16 protein-coding genes and 1 pseudogene are annotated in these 16,927 nt (G+C 59.9%); 4 read left to right on the forward strand and 13 right to left on the reverse strand.

The window, feature by feature from the left end:
- Window positions 1-92: 92 nt before the first annotated feature.
- Window positions 93-1,226: an LLM class flavin-dependent oxidoreductase gene (locus J4G14_08480; protein ID MCE2457837.1), complete on the forward strand. Its 1,134-nt coding sequence runs from the start codon at window positions 93-95 to the stop codon at window positions 1,224-1,226.
- A 47-nt stretch (window positions 1,227-1,273) separates the two neighbouring features.
- Here the strand turns inward: J4G14_08480 and J4G14_08485 are convergent, their stop codons facing one another.
- The 9 genes and pseudogenes from J4G14_08485 to J4G14_08525 all read right to left on the reverse strand — a co-directional run bounded on the left by J4G14_08485 (window position 1,274) and on the right by J4G14_08525 (window position 8,012).
- Window positions 1,274-2,260, reverse strand: coding sequence for a universal stress protein (locus J4G14_08485; protein ID MCE2457838.1), 987 nt, complete (start codon window positions 2,258-2,260; stop codon window positions 1,274-1,276).
- A 35-nt stretch (window positions 2,261-2,295) separates the two neighbouring features.
- Entirely contained in the window at window positions 2,296-2,976 is a 681-nt protein-coding gene (locus tag J4G14_08490; GenBank protein MCE2457839.1) for a TIGR00266 family protein, read from the reverse strand.
- 1 nt (window position 2,977) lies between these two features.
- Window positions 2,978-3,670, reverse strand: a complete 693-nt coding sequence (locus tag J4G14_08495; protein ID MCE2457840.1) for a TIGR00266 family protein — start codon at window positions 3,668-3,670, stop codon at window positions 2,978-2,980.
- A gap of 213 nt (window positions 3,671-3,883) precedes the next feature.
- Complete coding sequence (locus tag J4G14_08500; GenBank protein MCE2457841.1) at window positions 3,884-4,156, reverse strand: AIM24 family protein; 273 nt, start codon at window positions 4,154-4,156, stop codon at window positions 3,884-3,886.
- Window positions 4,122-4,544: pseudogene (locus J4G14_08505) on the reverse strand (AIM24 family protein). The gene J4G14_08500 and the pseudogene J4G14_08505 overlap by 35 nt, the downstream one beginning before the upstream one ends.
- A gap of 272 nt (window positions 4,545-4,816) precedes the next feature.
- The gene (locus J4G14_08510; GenBank protein ID MCE2457842.1) at window positions 4,817-5,305 is read right to left on the reverse strand and encodes a hypothetical protein; all 489 of its coding nucleotides are present in this window, start codon (window positions 5,303-5,305) and stop codon (window positions 4,817-4,819) included.
- A gap of 44 nt (window positions 5,306-5,349) precedes the next feature.
- The gene (locus tag J4G14_08515; GenBank protein ID MCE2457843.1) at window positions 5,350-5,955 is read right to left on the reverse strand and encodes a cation:proton antiporter; all 606 of its coding nucleotides are present in this window, start codon (window positions 5,953-5,955) and stop codon (window positions 5,350-5,352) included.
- Between the two features lie 208 nt (window positions 5,956-6,163).
- Window positions 6,164-7,195, reverse strand: a complete 1,032-nt coding sequence (locus tag J4G14_08520) for a fibronectin type III domain-containing protein (GenBank protein ID MCE2457844.1) — start codon at window positions 7,193-7,195, stop codon at window positions 6,164-6,166.
- A 55-nt stretch (window positions 7,196-7,250) separates the two neighbouring features.
- Window positions 7,251-8,012 carry a hypothetical protein gene (locus J4G14_08525; GenBank protein ID MCE2457845.1) on the reverse strand — a complete coding sequence of 254 codons (762 nt, stop codon included), beginning with the start codon at window positions 8,010-8,012 and terminating at the stop codon, window positions 7,251-7,253.
- Between the two features lie 547 nt (window positions 8,013-8,559).
- Between J4G14_08525 and J4G14_08530 the strand changes: the two genes are divergently transcribed.
- Complete coding sequence (locus J4G14_08530; protein MCE2457846.1) at window positions 8,560-9,861, forward strand: MFS transporter; 1,302 nt, start codon at window positions 8,560-8,562, stop codon at window positions 9,859-9,861.
- A gap of 76 nt (window positions 9,862-9,937) precedes the next feature.
- Here J4G14_08530 and J4G14_08535 read toward each other — a convergent pair whose 3' ends face one another.
- A complete protein-coding gene (locus J4G14_08535; protein ID MCE2457847.1) occupies window positions 9,938-10,219 on the reverse strand; it encodes a hypothetical protein in 282 nt (93 codons plus the stop codon).
- Between J4G14_08535 and J4G14_08540 the strand changes: the two genes are divergently transcribed.
- Window positions 10,116-10,595, forward strand: coding sequence for an anion permease (locus J4G14_08540; GenBank protein MCE2457848.1), 480 nt, complete (start codon window positions 10,116-10,118; stop codon window positions 10,593-10,595). The two genes, J4G14_08535 and J4G14_08540, sit on opposite strands and share 104 nt — an antisense overlap.
- A 1,968-nt stretch (window positions 10,596-12,563) precedes the next feature.
- Here the strand turns inward: J4G14_08540 and J4G14_08545 are convergent.
- Entirely contained in the window at window positions 12,564-13,739 is a 1,176-nt protein-coding gene (locus J4G14_08545) for a DUF3500 domain-containing protein (GenBank protein ID MCE2457849.1), read from the reverse strand.
- A 148-nt stretch (window positions 13,740-13,887) separates the two neighbouring features.
- Here J4G14_08545 and J4G14_08550 point away from each other — a divergent pair, with 148 nt between their 5' ends.
- On the forward strand, window positions 13,888-14,760 hold the full coding sequence (locus tag J4G14_08550; protein ID MCE2457850.1) for an alpha/beta hydrolase: 873 nt from the start codon (window positions 13,888-13,890) through the stop codon (window positions 14,758-14,760).
- Window positions 14,761-14,904: 144 nt separating this feature from the next.
- Here the strand turns inward: J4G14_08550 and J4G14_08555 are convergent, their stop codons facing one another.
- Both J4G14_08555 and J4G14_08560 read right to left on the reverse strand, forming a co-directional pair.
- Window positions 14,905-15,678 carry an ABC transporter permease gene (locus J4G14_08555; protein MCE2457851.1) on the reverse strand — a complete coding sequence of 258 codons (774 nt, stop codon included), beginning with the start codon at window positions 15,676-15,678 and terminating at the stop codon, window positions 14,905-14,907.
- A 136-nt stretch (window positions 15,679-15,814) separates the two neighbouring features.
- Window positions 15,815-16,825 (reverse strand): ABC transporter permease, encoded by a 1,011-nt coding sequence (locus J4G14_08560; protein MCE2457852.1) that lies wholly within the window; start codon window positions 16,823-16,825, stop codon window positions 15,815-15,817.
- Window positions 16,826-16,927 lie beyond the last annotated feature (102 nt).

Raw genomic sequence — 16,927 nt, forward strand, 5'->3', positions numbered from 1 at the left:
TCGTCCGAATGAGCGCTCCTACGCGACCGCCACGCTCACTACGCCGCCCTGAAACCCGTTCTTCAGCAGCCTGCTAGAGGAGGAACATATACATGCACTGCGGAGTGATGGTCACCGGTTACAACCAGGGTGACTGGCCCCGTCTGATGGAGGAAGACTACAGCCGTCCTCCGACGGTATCGGACGCCAACAATCTGGATGACACTCTCTACATGGGTGGACTGGTCGAGCCGCTGGGGTTCGATTCGATTTGGGCGACCGAGCACTACGGCTCCGCCTATTCCATGCAACCCAACCCCCTGCAATACCTGGCCTACTGGGCAGGCCGCACGAGCCGAGTCGATGTGGGTACGGCGGTAATCGTCGCTCCATGGTGGAACCCGGTCCGGCTGGCTTCCGAGCTCTCCATGCTCGATATCCTGTTGCAGGGGAGGAGGCTCCACCTGGGCATCGGTCGTGGTATCGCGCCTCACGAATATGCGTCGCTGGGCTATCCGATCGAGCAGTCGCACAAGTACTTCTACGATGTTGTCAACGCCATCAAGGCCGCTGACGGAGCGGAGCGGTTCGAGTTCAAGGGAGAGGTCTACGATATTCCTCCGACAACCATCCGGCCACAGGCCCGCCATAAGGGTGAACTGACCAGGGACATCAAGGTCGCGTTCAACACAGAGGCATCAGCGAGAATGGCTGCCGAAAACGGTCTCGGGCAGATGTTCGTTGCAGGCGACGATGTCGACGAGATGACCAGCAAGGTGCGGCGGTTCAACGCGATCAGGAGTGAACTCGGACTCCCGCCTGACCAGCCGACCACCCTGCTGTGGATGTACTGCGCCGAGACTTCGGAGGAAGCCGAAGAGGGCTGGACCTATTTCCGCAACCAGCTAACCGCGGCCCAGCACCACTACTTCGAATGGAACAATCCAGGCTATGAGGGCATACAGGGCTACGAGGAATATCTCAAACGCCAGAGCGCCGACGTGGGTACGGCGGATGCCAGTTTCGCCGCCCGGCGCGCAACCCAGCCCATCGGTACGCCGGACGAGATCATCGAGAAGATTCGCGCGATGCAGTGGACCATCAGCCTCGAGAAAGTGGTGATCCACATGTTCTACGGCGGGATGCCGAGGGACAAGGCAGAAAAGAGTCTCCGGCTGTTCGCGAAGGAGGTCCTACCGGAAGTCCAGGCCATGCCCACGCCGTTAAATCCCAAGTCCCTGGGGTGACCTGCAGCATTACATCTCCCAGGTAGACGTTTCCGCCCGGCCCTCCTTTATGCGGGTCTGGGTACCTCCGCCGGTCCCGGCACAACCGCGGTGTGTGAGCGGACCATCAGCACGGGTTCCCCGGACTCCCTGACCACGGCTTCAGCCACGCTGCCCATCAGCAGCCGGCTCACTCCTGAACGACCGTGGCTGGCCATCGCTATCATGCTGGGCTCGGTGCCGCGGGCCACGGCTGTTATCACCGTTGACGGTCTGCCCTCGTGCACACTCATCCTGGCGTCCAGTCCCTCATCCTCAAGCCGTCTCACGATGCCGTTGAGGTACATTCTCGCCATGGCATCCATCTCTTCCCTGCTATCGGATGCGTCCTGACCGCCAGCATTGCCATCGCTGTAGATGGACTCATTCGCAGGTATTACGTGCAGCAGGACCATCTCCATATCCATACCCCGACATAGGGCGACTGCATACGGCAGAGCGGTCTCGGCAAGTTCGGAGCCGTCCAGCGGGACGATCACGGTACTGAATTTACCTTCGGCTGTCCGGTGACGCCCGGCCCGTTCCGGCGTGACTGCCAGCACAGGCACCGGCGATTCGTGCATGGTCCTGTAGGTCACGCTCCCCAGGAGACCGCTGCTCAGCACACCGCGTCCCCTGGTCGACATTGCTATGAGATCGCAGTCGGAGTCCGTAGCCATGCGGATGATGGTCTCCGACGCAGGGCCGAATCCCACCGCGCTCTCGACCGAGACTCCACTCTGCGATATTCCGCTGGCCAGCTCGTCGAGGCGGCTCCTGGCGTCGCGCTCGGCGTTCTCCTGTGACGGGCCGGAGACTGCCTCTGCGGTAGGCGACGGAGGCCCTCCCATGCCGCCGCGTATTCTGTCGAACAGCGCTCCAGGCGAGTGGTCCGGGTTGATGGCAGTGGCAAGAACCACTCCCATGTCGAGGCCCTGAGCAAGCTGAGTGACGAGGGGGATGATCCCCTCTGAAGTCTCGGTGTTGTCCAGCGGGACAAGAGCTTTCGTGAACATGCGCCTCCGCCTGGAGCGGGTCCTTGGCTTGGGTTCTAATCGTCGTCTTTGCTCTCTCTTGTGACGTTTCTGTAGGGGTGTACCCAGTTGGCAAGCGCCTGTGGATTCCGGGACTGCACCCACAGCCGGCCGCGACCTCTGAATCTCAGCAGAAGCTGATCCGAGAACAGGAACGACCGGATCGACCGGCCGCGCGTGATGTCGTAGTCCAGGCTCGGTTCCCACGCCACAGCGTATCCGTTGTCCACTGTGTACGAGCCGTCCACCTGCACCTCTTCGATGTCTCCGTATCCGGTGAAGAACAGCAGGCCGCTTCCGGACGCTCTCAGGATGAACAGTCCCTCATTGAACAGCCCTCGAAGGCCTGAGAAGTCGGAGTCTATGTCGACTCCCTGCTCCGACGCCAGGTAGGCGCTGTCCTCCATCAGTATGTCGCCGTCTCGGAGATCCACGGCTACTATGTCACCCGGCTGGCCGGGGGCGAGCCCCACGAGACCGGGAGTGTCCTGTGCCTCGAACACGTTCTGGAAGAAGCTCTCGCCGCCGAGCACGGACCTGCGCAGGCTCTTGAACACGCCGCCGCGCGCTGAGGTGGAGAGTTGAACGGAGTCGCTCATCCAGACCATGGCGCCTGACTCGGCCACGATCGACTCGCTAGGATCGATTGTCACCTCCAGCACGCTGTAGGCCGGTCGGTTCTGAATCTCGTACTTCAATTTATTCCTTCCTTGGCGGCAGCAGCCCGGCGAGACTGCGTCCCCATTCGTCAGGGTTGTGGCTCTGGACGTACAGCTTCCCGCTTCCGCTGAAGTTCAGCGTTATGCCCTCGCTTGCCAGGAACGACTGGAGACGGCTTCCGCCCGCCTTGCCCAGCGAGTACTCGAGAGAGTCCTCGAATGCCACGACGTGACCTGTGTCAACGGTTATTGCGCCGTCGAGGTCGATTTCCCGGATGGCCCCAAAGGCACTCACCAGCAGCTGGCCCATCCCATCAACTTCGAGGAAAGACAGCGACTCCCCGGAGAAGATCCCGCCAAAGCCCTGGAACTGGGTGTCCAGGCCCAGGTTCTCCGACGAGCCGACGTAGCTGCCACCGGCGCAGACCCATTTTCTGCGTCCGGTGCAGTCTATAACCGCCATGCTGCCCGGCAGCCTGGGTGCGAGGCCGACCTCGCCCTCACTCCCGTCCGTAGTCCGGTACTCGGACAGAAAGAAGCTCTCCTGGGCGAACAGCCGCCTGATGCCCGAGAGAAGCCCCCCGGACGACCTTGTTCGCGTGGTGACGTCGACGTCGACGTTGCCGGATGCGTGAAACATACTGCCGGACTCGGACATGAAGCTCTCACCGGGTCCGATCCTCACGAGAGCGACCTGGAACCCACCGCCTCCGGTTATTCTGCAGATCGCCATTTCAGGTGTCCTTTCCAAGGATTGTCAAACGTTGGTCTTGCTCCGGCAGGGTCTTTTCGCCTTCGAGTGTCATCTGACAAGTCCGTTCGTTTCGAGTGTCACCTGATTAGTCCGTTCGTGGTGAGCTTGTCGAACCATGAACGGGAGGCCCTTCGACAAGCTCAGGGTGAACAATGAGGCGAGAACGAAAAGCCCCTGCTCTTTCCGGGCTGATCACTGCGGCAGGAACGGTATGAGCCAGTTGGCGACCGAGTCCAGGGTCCTGGTCTGCAGGTACACCTTGCCGTGTCCGGTGAAGCGCATCGCCAGACCCTCGCCCGACGTCAGCGTGTTCTTGAGACCGCCCATGCCGCGTATCGAGTAGCCGACAGTGGGCTCCCACCCGACCACGTGGCCGGTATCGACGGTGAATCCGTCTTCGACGTTCCTCTCTATGAGCGCCCCGTAGGTGTTGAAGAACAGGTCGCCCTGGCCGCTGCACTCCATGGAGAAACAGTCCCTCGCCGGAGAACATCGCCTTGAGACCGCCGAACCTCGTCCTGAGATTGATTCCAGGAGTGGACGCCATGTATGCCCCACTCGTCAGGATCAGTGAGTCGTCCGCCAGAGAGCGGTGGCCAATGTGTCCCGGTACTCTCGGGGAGAGTACGACCTCGCCGCCAGCCGGGTGGGTGTACTCGCCGACGAAGAGAGACTCGCCGCCGGTCATCTTCCTGACCAACGCGCGCAGAAAGCCACCGAGCAGTCGCGCCTTCACATCGACGCCGTCCGACATCCACGCCATCGAGCCGCCTTCAGCTAGGACCGTATCGCCTGGACCAAGGCTGACGATCAGGTGGCCGTAGTCCGCGTTGCCTTCAATCTGGACATCCATCCTGTCTCCTCACGCCGGCTGCGCAAACTTCGACGTTACCTCAAGCACGTCATCGCTGCTATCGGTCGGAGATGGACGTGCCTGCAATTCCAGTATCGCACAAGAAGTTGTCGATGGCCTGTTAGAAGGCGGGGGAATCCGTACCATCCTAGTCGGCGCCGTGCTCGGGTAGGGGCAGGTTTCAAACCTGCCCCTACGGACGGTGGTTGTCGATCTCTGGATTCCGGCCTGCGCCCACGAACTTTATACAGCATCGCGGGGGGGAGACTGTGTCAGCGATCCGGGCGGGAGTCTGCTGAACCTGGCTCCACGTCAGCCGTCCTCTGAGGACTGGTATTAGATGTCCTGCGGGTACTTGCAGGCTCGGCGATGAACGTGTCTCTGAAAGCGGGCTCCAGGATCAGGTGGAGACGGAAGCTGAACACGCCCACAGCCAGCGCCGGAGTGACCATGAGCAGAAGCGAAAGCGGGACCGACAGACTGCCCAGGGTGAACAGCCTGACCAGGAATGGAAGGGTCAGCAGGAAGAGCAGACCCAGCAGAACGGTCGCCAGCCCATACTCCACCATGGTCTGCCACGTGCCGAAGGGCTGAATCTGAGGAATGTTGGTGGCGAGTCGGGCGAGATCTCCCAGCGAATGCCAGATGCGGATTGCTGACGGCGCGCTCAGTCCGGTCACAACACCCAGAATCAACAGTCCGGTGATCCCCACGGGCCACGGAAGCAGGCTTCCCAGCGCTTCAGGAGTGATATACAGCACGCCTGTCCCTGCCAGGCAGAGTAGTCCGATGATGCCGACGTTGATCAGGATCCGCGGAGCTGCTCGCCGGTCTCTCCCGTCAGGGACAGAGCCGACCAGAATATATTCACGCCGAGCCTGATAGAGAGCATTATCTTGCGCAGGGGGAGCGGAGTACGCCGATTGGCCCACCTGGTCACAGGTAGTGCGGAGCGGCTAGTCAGAGGCGCCATCACTGAGGTAATAGCCGTGCAGAGTGAAAGCACCGGACCCAGTGCCGATCCGCCCACGACGTCCGAGGGGCTCAGGCGACCTATCGCCAGCGAGAACTCACCCATCTGGGGCATCGTCATGCCCACTCGCAGGGCCTCATCGGGCCTGCGCCCGGCCAGTATGGAGCCCACGGTGTTGGCGGCAATCTTCCCGGTCATGAACACTGCCACCACCACCAGCGCGGGTACCAGATAATCGTCCAGGGTACGGTAATCGATCAGCATTCCAATCGACAGAAAGAACAGAGCGCCAAACATGTCGCGTACTGGCGCAATCATTCGGGTAATCCGATGTGAGGATTCCGTATCGCCAATCACCATACCCGCCACAAGGTACCCGAGGACCGGAGGCTGTTTGAACATCCTCGCCAGGCCCAGGCCAGCGGCGGCTATCACCATCGCGATGGCGAAGTCCTTGAGGAGCGTGGCGCTACCCTCCGACAGGCCGGCAGCGGGTAGGAAGAGCAGAATGTCTATGATTCAGCTCCTGGACGATGAGCGAGCGATGCTAAGCGAGTTGCCATAAGCAGGACTCGGGAAGTCGCAATACCTCCGCAGCAGGTCAGTCCGCATATAGATCGCAAGCAGTGTGCCACGATGACCAGCTCTATTGAGTCCTGGCCTTGAATTTCATGCTCGAAGTCGCCTCGCCGATGGTGTTGAACGGGATGATCGTGTAGGTGAAGGTCTTCCCAGTTTTCAGTCCAGTGTGAGCGAACTCCGGTTCCTCCACCGTCGAGAGGTCCCTTGCGCCCCTGAAAAGATCTCCCCTCTGGCGTACTCGATAGCCGTCTATGCTGGAGCTGCCGAGGTCAGGGTCATCCCAGGCGATGGTGACGCTGGTCGGGGTTGTCTCAATGGAGCTAAGGGAGGCCACAGGACTGGGTCTACATATGTACAGACGTGCATGGGGAATGGGATTCCGCAGGCTCGAATACAGCCTTCCAGCTTCGCTCAGCGCCCTGTAGACGCGGTCGACGGTAACCTGGTTCATGTTCGCTTGGAGTGCGCCGGTTGCCCTGGAAAGCTCCTCCGACCTTTCTTTGGCGCTGTTGGCGAGCTCCCGCAGTCTCGTGCCGTTGACCTCCATGCGGTTCATCGCTTCTCTCATGGTGCTGTTCGCATCATCTACTGCGCGCGCTATCCGCCGTCTCATGCGGCGACGGAGCAGCGCGGCCACCACGAACAGGCCTGCGCCCACTGCCAGGCAGATGCAGCTCAGGTACAGCGGGCCCAGCGCAAGATCGAACCCTCCCAGGGAGAGCGAAACAGCGCCGAACCACTCGAGAGCGCCTTCCGGTACGGAGCCGAATCCCGTCACTGTGAAGGCCCCCAGCAGAGCCAATACCGCCCCAACCAGGGCTGCAACTCCTGCGCTGACCCACCAGCCGGAGATCCTTCCACCGCTGATTTTCTGGTTCCTGTATGACATCTCATCGCTGAACCAGTCGACTTCCACGATGTCCCTGGGCGCTAGAGAGTCCATGCCTGTATCTGCAAGGACGCGCCTGGCCCTGTCGTCAACGTTCAGAATATCCTCGAAGGCTGACACGGTTACCGCTCTGATCGCCGCAAAGTTCTCGCCCGCTCTGTCGTGCTCATCGCAAAGTTGTGAGTGGGTGGAAGTCTGGTCCTGCATGGCGCCCTCCTGGGGTGCGATTGCCCGTTGACGGTGTCCCCGATCAGGCCGTTGCCTATGACCTCGGTCGGATTACCGTCAGCCCATTGGGACCTGGCGCTGCTGCGGCTGCAACCGGGCTCGGCGCCGATGCCCCGGGGGCAGTCTGCAAGACCTCCCGGGTTTGCCGGGGTGTCCCAGGCTCGGGCTGAGGAGTCTCTACACCCTCCTGGAGACCGTCCGACTCCGAGCTGCCCCTCAGAAGCCCAATGAGCCCTGTGGCCACCCTCAGTATGGCCTCCAGCACGACAACGGCAATCAGGTAGTAGACGGCTGTCTCCCAGCTGAGAGTGGCCTCGGTCACGCCTTCCGTCGACTCAAAGATGCGGGTGATCGAGCTGTCGACGATCATGGTGCCCAGCAGTGCGAACGGGAGTATCTTGGCGATGTCGGTAGAGAGGGCTTCAGTGTAGTAGGAAGACACCCTGATGGCGCCGACGACTCCCATGCCCACAAGCATCACGGTCTCGATGCTCTGATTCCTGCTCAGCACGTACAGCAGACCGACCATCACACAGAACCAGAAGAAGACGAAGATCGGGTAGACCACCAGGAATCGGACAACGTAGAACACCACGGAGAGTGCCTTCCTGGTCGTCGCATGTGTGGCCTGGTTGTGCCTCTGGAGGTTCAGGGTGATTATGTCCTTGCGTGCAACGAACCTGTAGAAGTTAAACACGAAGACCCCATAGAGGGTTATGCCCCCGATTATGAGCGCCAGGGGGCCCAGGATATCGAGCGCATCCATCAGGTCAAAGGTCAACTGTGGTAGTGCCATGACAGAGGCCTCCAGAGCGTGATTATGATTGGTTCAGGACTGACTATGAACTGTGGACACAGTGACGCTTACGTCATCGGGGCTGCCGACTGCCTGCTGTGAACGGCTCCAGCGCCACCGAGACTGGAAACTGCCATCGATTAGATTCCGACTGGAACAGCTCCCTGCGTCGCTGCAGGTAAGATACAGCCCGGCAGAGTGCAGCAGAGATCTGAGCAGGGCACATCGAACCACGGCTCCTGTGCCGGCTGCTCCATAGGCACAGTGAAGCCTTCCTTTTGGCCCCTGGGTCGTCCTAACTCAAGAGGATCGTGAGAACCGCCTTCTGAGTTCGGAATGTGACCGGGGCGCCACTCGATATTACCAGTGTTGTGACACAACGTCACGAGTTTTAGAGTGGTGCAGCAAGCGAATGCTGGCCCGAATGGCCTGTGCCCTGCGACCTCGCGGCGCCGTTTTAAACAGGCCGATTGACGGTGAGGGGCCAGGGTTCTAGTCTTGGCGCGTCCACACGATCTCCAGTCGATGTGGGGATCAGTAGGTGACGATGACTGAGGAACCCAGAAACCCATCGTTCCGGCAGCTGATTAGAACGCGGAACTTCGGACTGCTTTGGGGCGCGGGCGGACTGTCGGCCATCGCCGACCAGTTCGACCTGATCGCATTCCCGTGGCTGGTACTGCTGGTCACAGGAGACCCACTTGCAGTTGGGATTGTGATTTCGGTGGGCAGCATTCCCGCAGTGTTCTTCATGCTGCTTGGCGGGTCTCTCGCCGACAGATACGGCCCACGACTGATCATGCTGTTCAGCAACGCCACCCGAATTGTGCTCGTCACAACGCTGGCTGTGCTGATTCTGACTGACATGACGAGCCTGTGGCTCATTTACCTGTTCTCGTTACTGAAAGGTACAGCGGACTCGTTCTACTACCCGGCTCACCTGGCGATACTGCCGCGGGTTGTTCCGACCGGACTGCTGCCCCAGTCAAATGCGGTGATCCACACGACCTCGGAATTGAGTGGATTCATCGGTCCCGCACTGGCCGGAAGCCTCATAGCACTCTTCAACAGTGGTGGACCTATGGGAGGCGGCTCGGACAAGACGGGGATAGGGATTGTGTTTGCGGTGATGGCGGTTGCCCTCCTGGTCTCTTCACTGATGCTGCTCATCCTTCGGATTGATAGCTCCAGTGCAGATTCCGAGGGCACGGACGCCGCCGAATCCAGTGTTCTGTCGTCCATTGCACAGGGGATCAGACACGTCCGCTCTGACGGATCGATGCTCGCAGTATTCCTGCTCATCGCAGGGGTCGAAATTCTGATAGAAGGCCCGGTAACCGTCGGACTCCCTGTCCTGTCGGAAATGAGGTTCGCAGAGGGCGCATTCGCTTTGGGAGTCATCACATCGATGTACGCTGGTGGGACGGTAATGGGTGCGATTCTTGCAGGGACACTGCCCGCGCCGCGTCGTCGCCTGGGACCGATCTTGATAGCAGCCTTTGCACTGTCCGGCATACTCATGATGCCCTTAGGATTGCTAACGTCGATGTGGTATGCGGTGTGTATCGGGCTGGCCGTCGGGGTGCTGGGCGGATACATAGACGTAATCCTCACATCGTGGCTACAGGCCCGTACACCTCAGGCAATGCTCGGCCGGGTGATGAGCCTCCTGACGATTTCGGCGATCGGGTTATCGCCAATCTCTTACGCGGCCTCCGGCGCTCTGATGAAGGTAAGCCTGCGGTGGGTGTTCATTGCCTCCGGTGGGCTGATGGCGTTATTCAGCATCGCCGTCGGGCTGCGGCGCGAGATACGTGAGATGGGCGGGGCGGAAGGCCGAAACGACTAGCCGCACAGCGTCTCTGACGCTGGCAACCCGCGCAGATTTAGAGAGGTGGGGATTCCGTCAGCGCGGGTGGCAGGCGCTAGTGGCTGTGGTGGTTGACCTGTTCTCGGTGTTGGCGCAGCAGGTCCTTGCCGTAGTCGTTGCCGTTGGGAGTCCGCACCACGGTGTGGATGTGATTTCGGGTGGGCTCGCCGCCCTTCCCCAGCTCGGCCTGCTGCCTTTCCGACATCGTCAACAATGCCACTGCAGTCATCCTGATGGCGCCTGTATCGATGGGAGTATCCACCAGTCTTGGGGCCTCGGTCGACCCGTTCCTGATGGCGGTGGCAATTGGTGGGTCGTCAGCCTTTCTTACACCCATTGGACACCAGTCCAACACCATTGTGATGGGGCCCGGGGGTTACAGGTTTGGGGACTACTGGAGGATGGGCCTTCCCCTGGAGGTTCTGATAGTAGCCATCTCCGTGCCGCTGATCATGTGGGCCTGGCCGCTGGGGATCCGACTTCAATCACCTGCATCGCGTGGGGAGTCGTCTCCATCTGCCGACATTATGGCCCTCTGCACCTCGTCAACGGCCTCTGGCCCTATTTCCTCCGCGGCCAGCAGCGCACTCTTTGCTACGGTGTCATGCGCCTCAGCTTCGGAAATTCCGAGCATGGTCGATAGTTCCGATACGCTCTCAAGTGCGCCGAGAGCCGCCCTGAACAGGCTGCCTCCAACCTCGTGCGCTCCCTGAACGATGCCGTGTGCCGCACCCTCTATGGCTTGTGCCGAGCCAACTGTGGACCTGCCCACAGCCCTCGACGCTCCAATGAGCGCGCCCTGGGCGAGGGTTTCGATACTTGCCTCCACTTCGTTGGCCGCGTTCAGGACGCCCCTGGCTGAGTGTTTGGCAATCTCCGCTCCCGCATCTCCGATCTCGGCTACCGGCCCGGCTGCCGCACTCACTGCCTCGGAAGCCGTTCTGGCAATTGCATCAGCTGATGTCGCACCCTGTCCGGCAGCGGCCGTCGCTGTCCTCGTGGCGGATGCCAACTGGTACGCGGTTACGCCAATCGCCACGTCCACGCCCGGGACGTGCCTGAGATAGCCATACGGGAACTGTGCGGCCAACCTCAATCCGGGAACGGAACTCACAGCGCGGGACATGTCCGCCGCACCTGCCATGAGCTCGTCCATTACCTCCTCGCGAGTTGCTTCACCCTCCTCTCGTATTGTCGTAAGTGTGTTCAACGCGACGAGACCGAGTACGAACGATATGGCGAACAGGAAGTCGTGTCCGGTGAGGCTGAAGGCGGGAAGTCCGACAGCCCTCTGAGGATCGATCCACTCGACACTGACGTTGAATGCGCGCACGCTGAAGAAGTCGGCGAACCTTCCCCCCACGAGAGGTGCCAGGCCTGCACCCAGATTGGTTGCCAGCGATGCGCCTGCGAGATAAGGGCCTGCATCGCCCGTGGGCGCCAGCTTCATGCCTATGGCCTGGGTGGTGACATTGATCCCTGCAATCGCTATCCCGGCGAATACGTGGAGTATCACGAGCAGGGGTATGGTGAGGGCGTACCTGTCCGGCAGTGTGGTGAAGGTCCAGCCCAGGATCACGAGGAGTAGAAGGGACGTGCAGACAGAAAGAATGACCTTGCTGCCCATCCTGTCCGACATTGGTCCCCACACCCGCAGGAACAGCAGGTTCGAGATCTGGCTGACGACCGTGAGCGCAATCACGACGGTCAACGGCAGACCTATGCGCTCGAGCATGTAGACCGCGAAGAACGGGATGGCTAGGTTGGCCGTGAACCCCCGGAAGAACAGGAAGTTCATGAGCTGGCGGAAGTTTCTGTCCCTCAGGGGCCTCGTCAGGTTGTCTGCCAGGGAGGGCCGGCCACCAACGGGAGTCTGCATCAGCGGTTCGGGGACAAACATCATGAATATCGGGCTGGCCATTCCGATGAAGATCACCCCGGCCAGCAGGGCTATCGTGTAGCCGTATATCTCGCCGTCGCCGGGGTTCTGGGTCTTCCAGAAGTCCACGAAGAAGGACGCGCCAAGGCTGAAGACTATGGCAGCGACCATCGCCAGTGTGAGTCGTCTTGAGTGGAAGCTGCCCAGCCTGTCCGCAGGGACAAGGTCGCGCACCCAGCTGTTGAAATTGACGTTCCGTGCTGAGGCGAGAAGGCTGCGAAGCGCTACCAACCCGAGCAGTGTGGATATGGACAGCGCTCCACTGGTGCCGATGAAGACAGGAATGAGTGCAATGGGGACCCAGACCAGCTGGGATGCCGTCCACGCGACCACGGCAAACGCTTTCCTCACCTTGAGGCGTTCCACGAGGATGATCATCAGTATCTGAGTGGGCTGCACCATGAATGGCAGCGCCGCCAGAACGCCTATCTGAAAGTTGTTGGCTCCCATGAGAAGCGCGTAGGCGGCGAGGAAGCCACTCTCAGTGATGCTGTTGAACCCCATCGTGGCTGCCCCTTCCCAGGTCAGCCACTTCATGCCCCTCTCGGTTTCCTCGTCGGAGAGCGTGGGTCTTGGCAGTAGAAATCTAAGCATTTGCTCCGATGACTATACCAGCGACCAGTGAGATGGCCAGCAGGCTCCCGACGGCCTCTCGAATCGGGTCCTCAGATAACGCGGAGGCGGAGTGAGAGTACACGTCACTGGTTAAGCTGGGTCAGGAACGAAGTGAAGGCGTCAGTCGCTAGTGGCTGTGGTGGTTGACCTGTTCCCGGTGCTGGCGCAGCAGGTCCTTGCCGTAGTCGTTGCCGTTGGGAGTCCGCACCACGGTGTGGATGTGATTTCGCGTTGGTTCGTCGTTGTCCAGGAAGATACCGCCCTGGTGGTCGAACTCGATTAGGACTACAGGGCTGTGCACCCGGTAGTAGAAGACGCTGTCCTCGTCGGTGCCGCCCATCCAGGCGAATTGGGTCTCGTCGAGGTGCTCCCTTATCTCTTCCATTCTGAGCTCGGCGTGATCGGAACGCATTCGGTTGATGTAGGTGCCGATCAGGTCGAACATGAGTGCCTGCTGACGGCTGGATAGTTCATCGAACTTGATGCCCTCATAACGCATCTCGAAGTTGTCCCTGAATGCGCCCGTGAAGACGCCAGGGGGAACGTCATTGGAGACTATCGCCTTGCTCCGCTGCTCGGCGGATAGCGTACGGGCGAGATTCAACGCTGTACCCTCTTCAGCCTGGAAGACACGCGTTCCGGCGTGTTTGCCAATGTCGACAGCCACCGGCTCGGACCCCATGAACATGGGTGTCATCACCATCTGGCCTCCCAGCAGGAAGCAGTTGACGTTCAGATGGTGGCCATCGAACTGCCAGCCCCACGGCTCGTCCAGGGAAGGCTCGCCGAGAACGCTCAGCCAGTAGAGCCACTCTCCCAGCTCGTCATCGCTGCCGGTGATCTCCCTAATGGACTCGTTGAGCTTCATGATGTTGCGGGCAAGCTTGAAGCCGCTGGGACTGAAGCTTTCTCGCAGCAGGTCGAATGCAAGGTCACGCTGGCCCTCGGTCATGTCCTCCATCATCGCACCGTGGCGCATCAGGAAGACGTGGATGTTGCTCCAGCGTCGCCAGGCATCGCTGTCCACGGAGAAGAGCGCGGAGTCGCGCTGACCGGGGTCAACACAGTCCAGCCAGGCATCGGCGGCCCGTTTCACCGCTTCATTGGACAGGCCGGTCTCTTGCAGGGTGAACAGATTTGGGACGACATGGCCGTCGGCAGTCAGTCCCCGGAAGGGTTCGGCGATCTGCGTCTCAGCATCCCGAATGTTGTTCGCCATCTGCTCCGACATATCGGGATCCAGCCTTCGGCCGGAAACAGGAGGACGGTTTCGTACCTTAAAGTCCGTGAGTTCCAGCGTCATAAGTACCGTTCTCCTTGCTGAAGATACACAGATTATATTACGGAGGCCGCTTTCATATCAGCTTTCCACCGATTGACGGCAGGGAGGCATAGTTCTAATCTAGGCTCATCCACACTTATGTTAATCGGCCAGCCAGAAGGAGTAAGGCATGACGTCCAGCACACGCACCACCTATGAAGTCCAAGTAGAAGACGTAGAGTACCTGCGGCACGGCGACAAGCCCTTCCTGGCGCGACTCTTCAAGCCACAGGGCAGCGGGCCCTTCCCGGTGATGGTCGAGCTGCATGGCGGTGCCTGGGTGAACGGCACCCGTGAGAACGGCAACGTCGCCAACGAAGCGCTGGCGAAGAACGGCGTCATCGTGGCGGCCCTGGATTTCCGAGTTCCGCCGGAGGCGTCATACCCTGCCTCCCTGGCCGACATCCACTACGGAGTCCGCTGGTGCAAGGCCAACGCAGAAAGCTGGAACGGCATCTCGGGCAAGGTCGGCGCGATGGGCACCTCCAGCGGCGCTCACCAGGCCATGCTGCTGGGCATGAGGCCCAACGACTCCCGCTACGCGGCGCTGTCGCTCACCAACGGCGCGTCCGACGTAGACGGCACGCTGGACTGCGTGATCATGGTGTCCCCGGTGATCGATCCCCTGGGTCGCTATCATTACGCCCAGGGTCTTCGGGAGGACGTCAAGCCGCCAGAGTCGATAGGCGCGAATACAGTGGCCATGCACGACCTGTACTGGGTGACGGAAGAGGCGATGGCAGAAGGCGCTCCGGCGCGAATCCTGGCCGCTGGCGAGCGCACTGAACTGCCGCACACACTGTGCCTTGCAAGGGACTACGAGGCATCTCACCCGCGCCCTGACCTGGACGAGTTCATCAGCCAGTACCGCAAAGCCGGTGGGCAGATCGACGTGACGATCTTCGAAGGGGAGGGCCCAGGACTGCTGGCTGACCTCTCATTGGACGTCGCTCAGCAGACCCTCGAAGAGATGACCGCGTTCATCCAGGATAAGCTGGCGTAGCCTAGCCCAAAACTCAGACGCAACAGCGACGGCGGACCGGCCCAATGGGCTGAGTCCGCCGTTTTGTTTCGGGGTGCTAGTGCGGCGCATTCCTCAGGGGCCCAGATCCTGCCGTTGGCGGATATGGGCAAAATGCCTTTACGGTTAACCGCCCCTCAGCCTGGGGTCAAGCAGGTCTCTTACAGCGTCCCCGAACATGTTTACACCGAAGATCACCAAAGCCAGGCAAAGACCCGGATAAAGAGCCAGCTCTGGTTTCACCTCCATATAGCGGCGACCTTCCCAGCTGAGCATTCCTCCCCAGCTGGGAACCTCGGGAGGCAGCCCGAATCCCAGGAAGCTCAGAGAAGCCTCGTCCAGGATTATGCCTCCGATGTTGATGCTGAATATGATGATCAAGGGAGCCATGATATTGGGCATGATGTGCCGCATCACCGTTCTTGTGATGGGGCTGCCAATTGCCTCAGCCGCCAGAAAGTAGTCATTCTCCTTGATGCCGATAACGGCACTTCTTACTACCCTTGAGCTATAAATGCCGGTCAATATGCCCAGAACAAGAATTATCTGCAATATACCCGGTCCCACAATTGACAGCACCGTCAACAGAATGAGCAGGCCCGGGAAGGCCAGAAAGGCGTCAACAAATCTCTGCACTATGATGTCGTACTTGCCGCCGAAAAATCCCGAAGGGACGCCTATTATTGAAGCGATTATTACAGTGACGGAGGTTCCCGCCACACCGACGACCATCGAGATGCGCGCGCCGTAGATAAGGCGGGTTAGGATGTCTCTTCCCACCTGATCGCCACCCAGCAGGTGACTTGCTGATGGTGGCACCAGCCTGTCCATTACGCGCATCTCGTCCACCCCGTAGGGAGTCAGGACGTCGGCGAAAACAGCGAGAAAGATCAGTGTCAAGAATATGACTCCCCCCACAACACCCAACCGCTTCTCCTGCACAAGCCTGACGAAGAAATCGGCCAATGCGTTGCGCCTCTTCCTTTCGACTTCTTGTGGGGGGATATCTCTAAGCTGACTCATCTCTGTCCCTCGACTACCTGTAGCGGATCCTGGGATCCAGATAGGCATAGGAGATGTCTACCAATAGGTTGACTATTACTACCACGGTGGCGACAACCAAATTCACTCCAGAGACAACGGTGTAATCTCTTTGCAGCAGCGAGGTTACCATCAGACGCCCCATCCCTGGCAGGGCGAATATATTCTCCATGATTACCGCGCCGCCGATCATGATGGGCAAGCTCGCTCCTACTATGGTCACTACCGGAATCAGCGCGTTCTTCAGGGCGTGCCTCGTGACCACCACTCTCTCCGTCAGACCCTTCGACCAGGCGGTCCTGATGTAGTCCTGCCTCAGCACCTCCAACATCATGGTGCGTGTCATCCGCATCGTCATTGCCGACATGGACGTCCCCAAAATAGCAGCCGGAATAATGAACTGCTTTAGGTTTCCCAGAGGGTCTTCTCTGAAATAGATGAGCTCCACTGGTGGTGACCAGCCGAAATAGAGAGCTGGGTATAGCATGACCATCATTGCCAGCCAGAAGTTGGGAGTTGACAGGCCGATGACGGCGATGGTGCGCGCCAGGTAATCGGCGACCGTATCCTGGCGAATCGCTGAGTAGATGCCAACTGGCAGGGCTATCACGAGCCCGATCACGACCGCCATGAGGCCAAGCTCGAAGGTTACTCCTATTCTTCTGAGAATCATCTCCGTTACCGGCGCCCCCAGTTTCAGAGACGTACCCAGGCTGCCCTGGAAGATGCCGCTGTAGCTGTTCTCGCCGGTAACCGGGTCAGGGCGCGGTAACACCCCCATCCAGCGACCGTATTGAACATATATGGGTACGTCGATGCCCCAGAGACGTTCCAGCGCTTCTCGGTCAAGAACCCCCGTAGAAGTACCCGAGGAGCGCTGTATCTCCGCGATGAGACTGTCAACTATGTCGCCCGGTATGAGACGAATACTCAGAAAGACCAAGATAGAGACCATGAAGAGGGTGACTATCATCAACAGTAGTCTTCTGATCAAGTATTGACGCATATCAGGTCCCGGCACTAGTGCCGTTCAACGCCACCAGTGTCCTGAATCGTAAGTTCAGTTGGTAAATCGAGCGGCCTGTCAGGAGGTGTTGCGGGGAGTGGG

The organism is Dehalococcoidia bacterium (genome assembly GCA_021295915.1).
Taxonomy (GTDB): domain Bacteria; phylum Chloroflexota; class Dehalococcoidia; order Lucifugimonadales; family UBA1123; genus VXRN01.

Bases quoted from the DNA above. Each gene is read 5' to 3' on its own strand.
- J4G14_08480 (MCE2457837.1), top strand. From the start codon at position 93: ATGCACTGCGGAGTGATGGTCACCGGTTACAACCAGGGTGACTGGCCC.
- J4G14_08485 (MCE2457838.1), bottom strand. From the start codon at position 2,260: ATGTTCACGAAAGCTCTTGTCCCGCTGGACAACACCGAGACTTCAGAG.
- J4G14_08495 (MCE2457840.1), bottom strand. From the start codon at position 3,670: ATGGCGATCTGCAGAATAACCGGAGGCGGTGGGTTCCAGGTCGCTCTC.
- J4G14_08500 (MCE2457841.1), bottom strand. From the start codon at position 4,156: ATGGAGTGCAGCGGCCAGGGCGACCTGTTCTTCAACACCTACGGGGCG.
- J4G14_08515 (MCE2457843.1), bottom strand. From the start codon at position 5,955: ATGGTGATAGCCGCCGCTGGCCTGGGCCTGGCGAGGATGTTCAAACAG.
- J4G14_08520 (MCE2457844.1), bottom strand. From the start codon at position 7,195: ATGCAGGACCAGACTTCCACCCACTCACAACTTTGCGATGAGCACGAC.
- J4G14_08525 (MCE2457845.1), bottom strand. From the start codon at position 8,012: ATGGCACTACCACAGTTGACCTTTGACCTGATGGATGCGCTCGATATC.
- J4G14_08530 (MCE2457846.1), top strand. From the start codon at position 8,560: ATGACTGAGGAACCCAGAAACCCATCGTTCCGGCAGCTGATTAGAACG.
- J4G14_08540 (MCE2457848.1), top strand. From the start codon at position 10,116: ATGGCGCCTGTATCGATGGGAGTATCCACCAGTCTTGGGGCCTCGGTC.
- J4G14_08535 (MCE2457847.1), bottom strand. From the start codon at position 10,219: ATGGGTGTAAGAAAGGCTGACGACCCACCAATTGCCACCGCCATCAGG.
- J4G14_08545 (MCE2457849.1), bottom strand. From the start codon at position 13,739: ATGACGCTGGAACTCACGGACTTTAAGGTACGAAACCGTCCTCCTGTT.
- J4G14_08550 (MCE2457850.1), top strand. From the start codon at position 13,888: ATGACGTCCAGCACACGCACCACCTATGAAGTCCAAGTAGAAGACGTA.
- J4G14_08560 (MCE2457852.1), bottom strand. From the start codon at position 16,825: ATGCGTCAATACTTGATCAGAAGACTACTGTTGATGATAGTCACCCTC.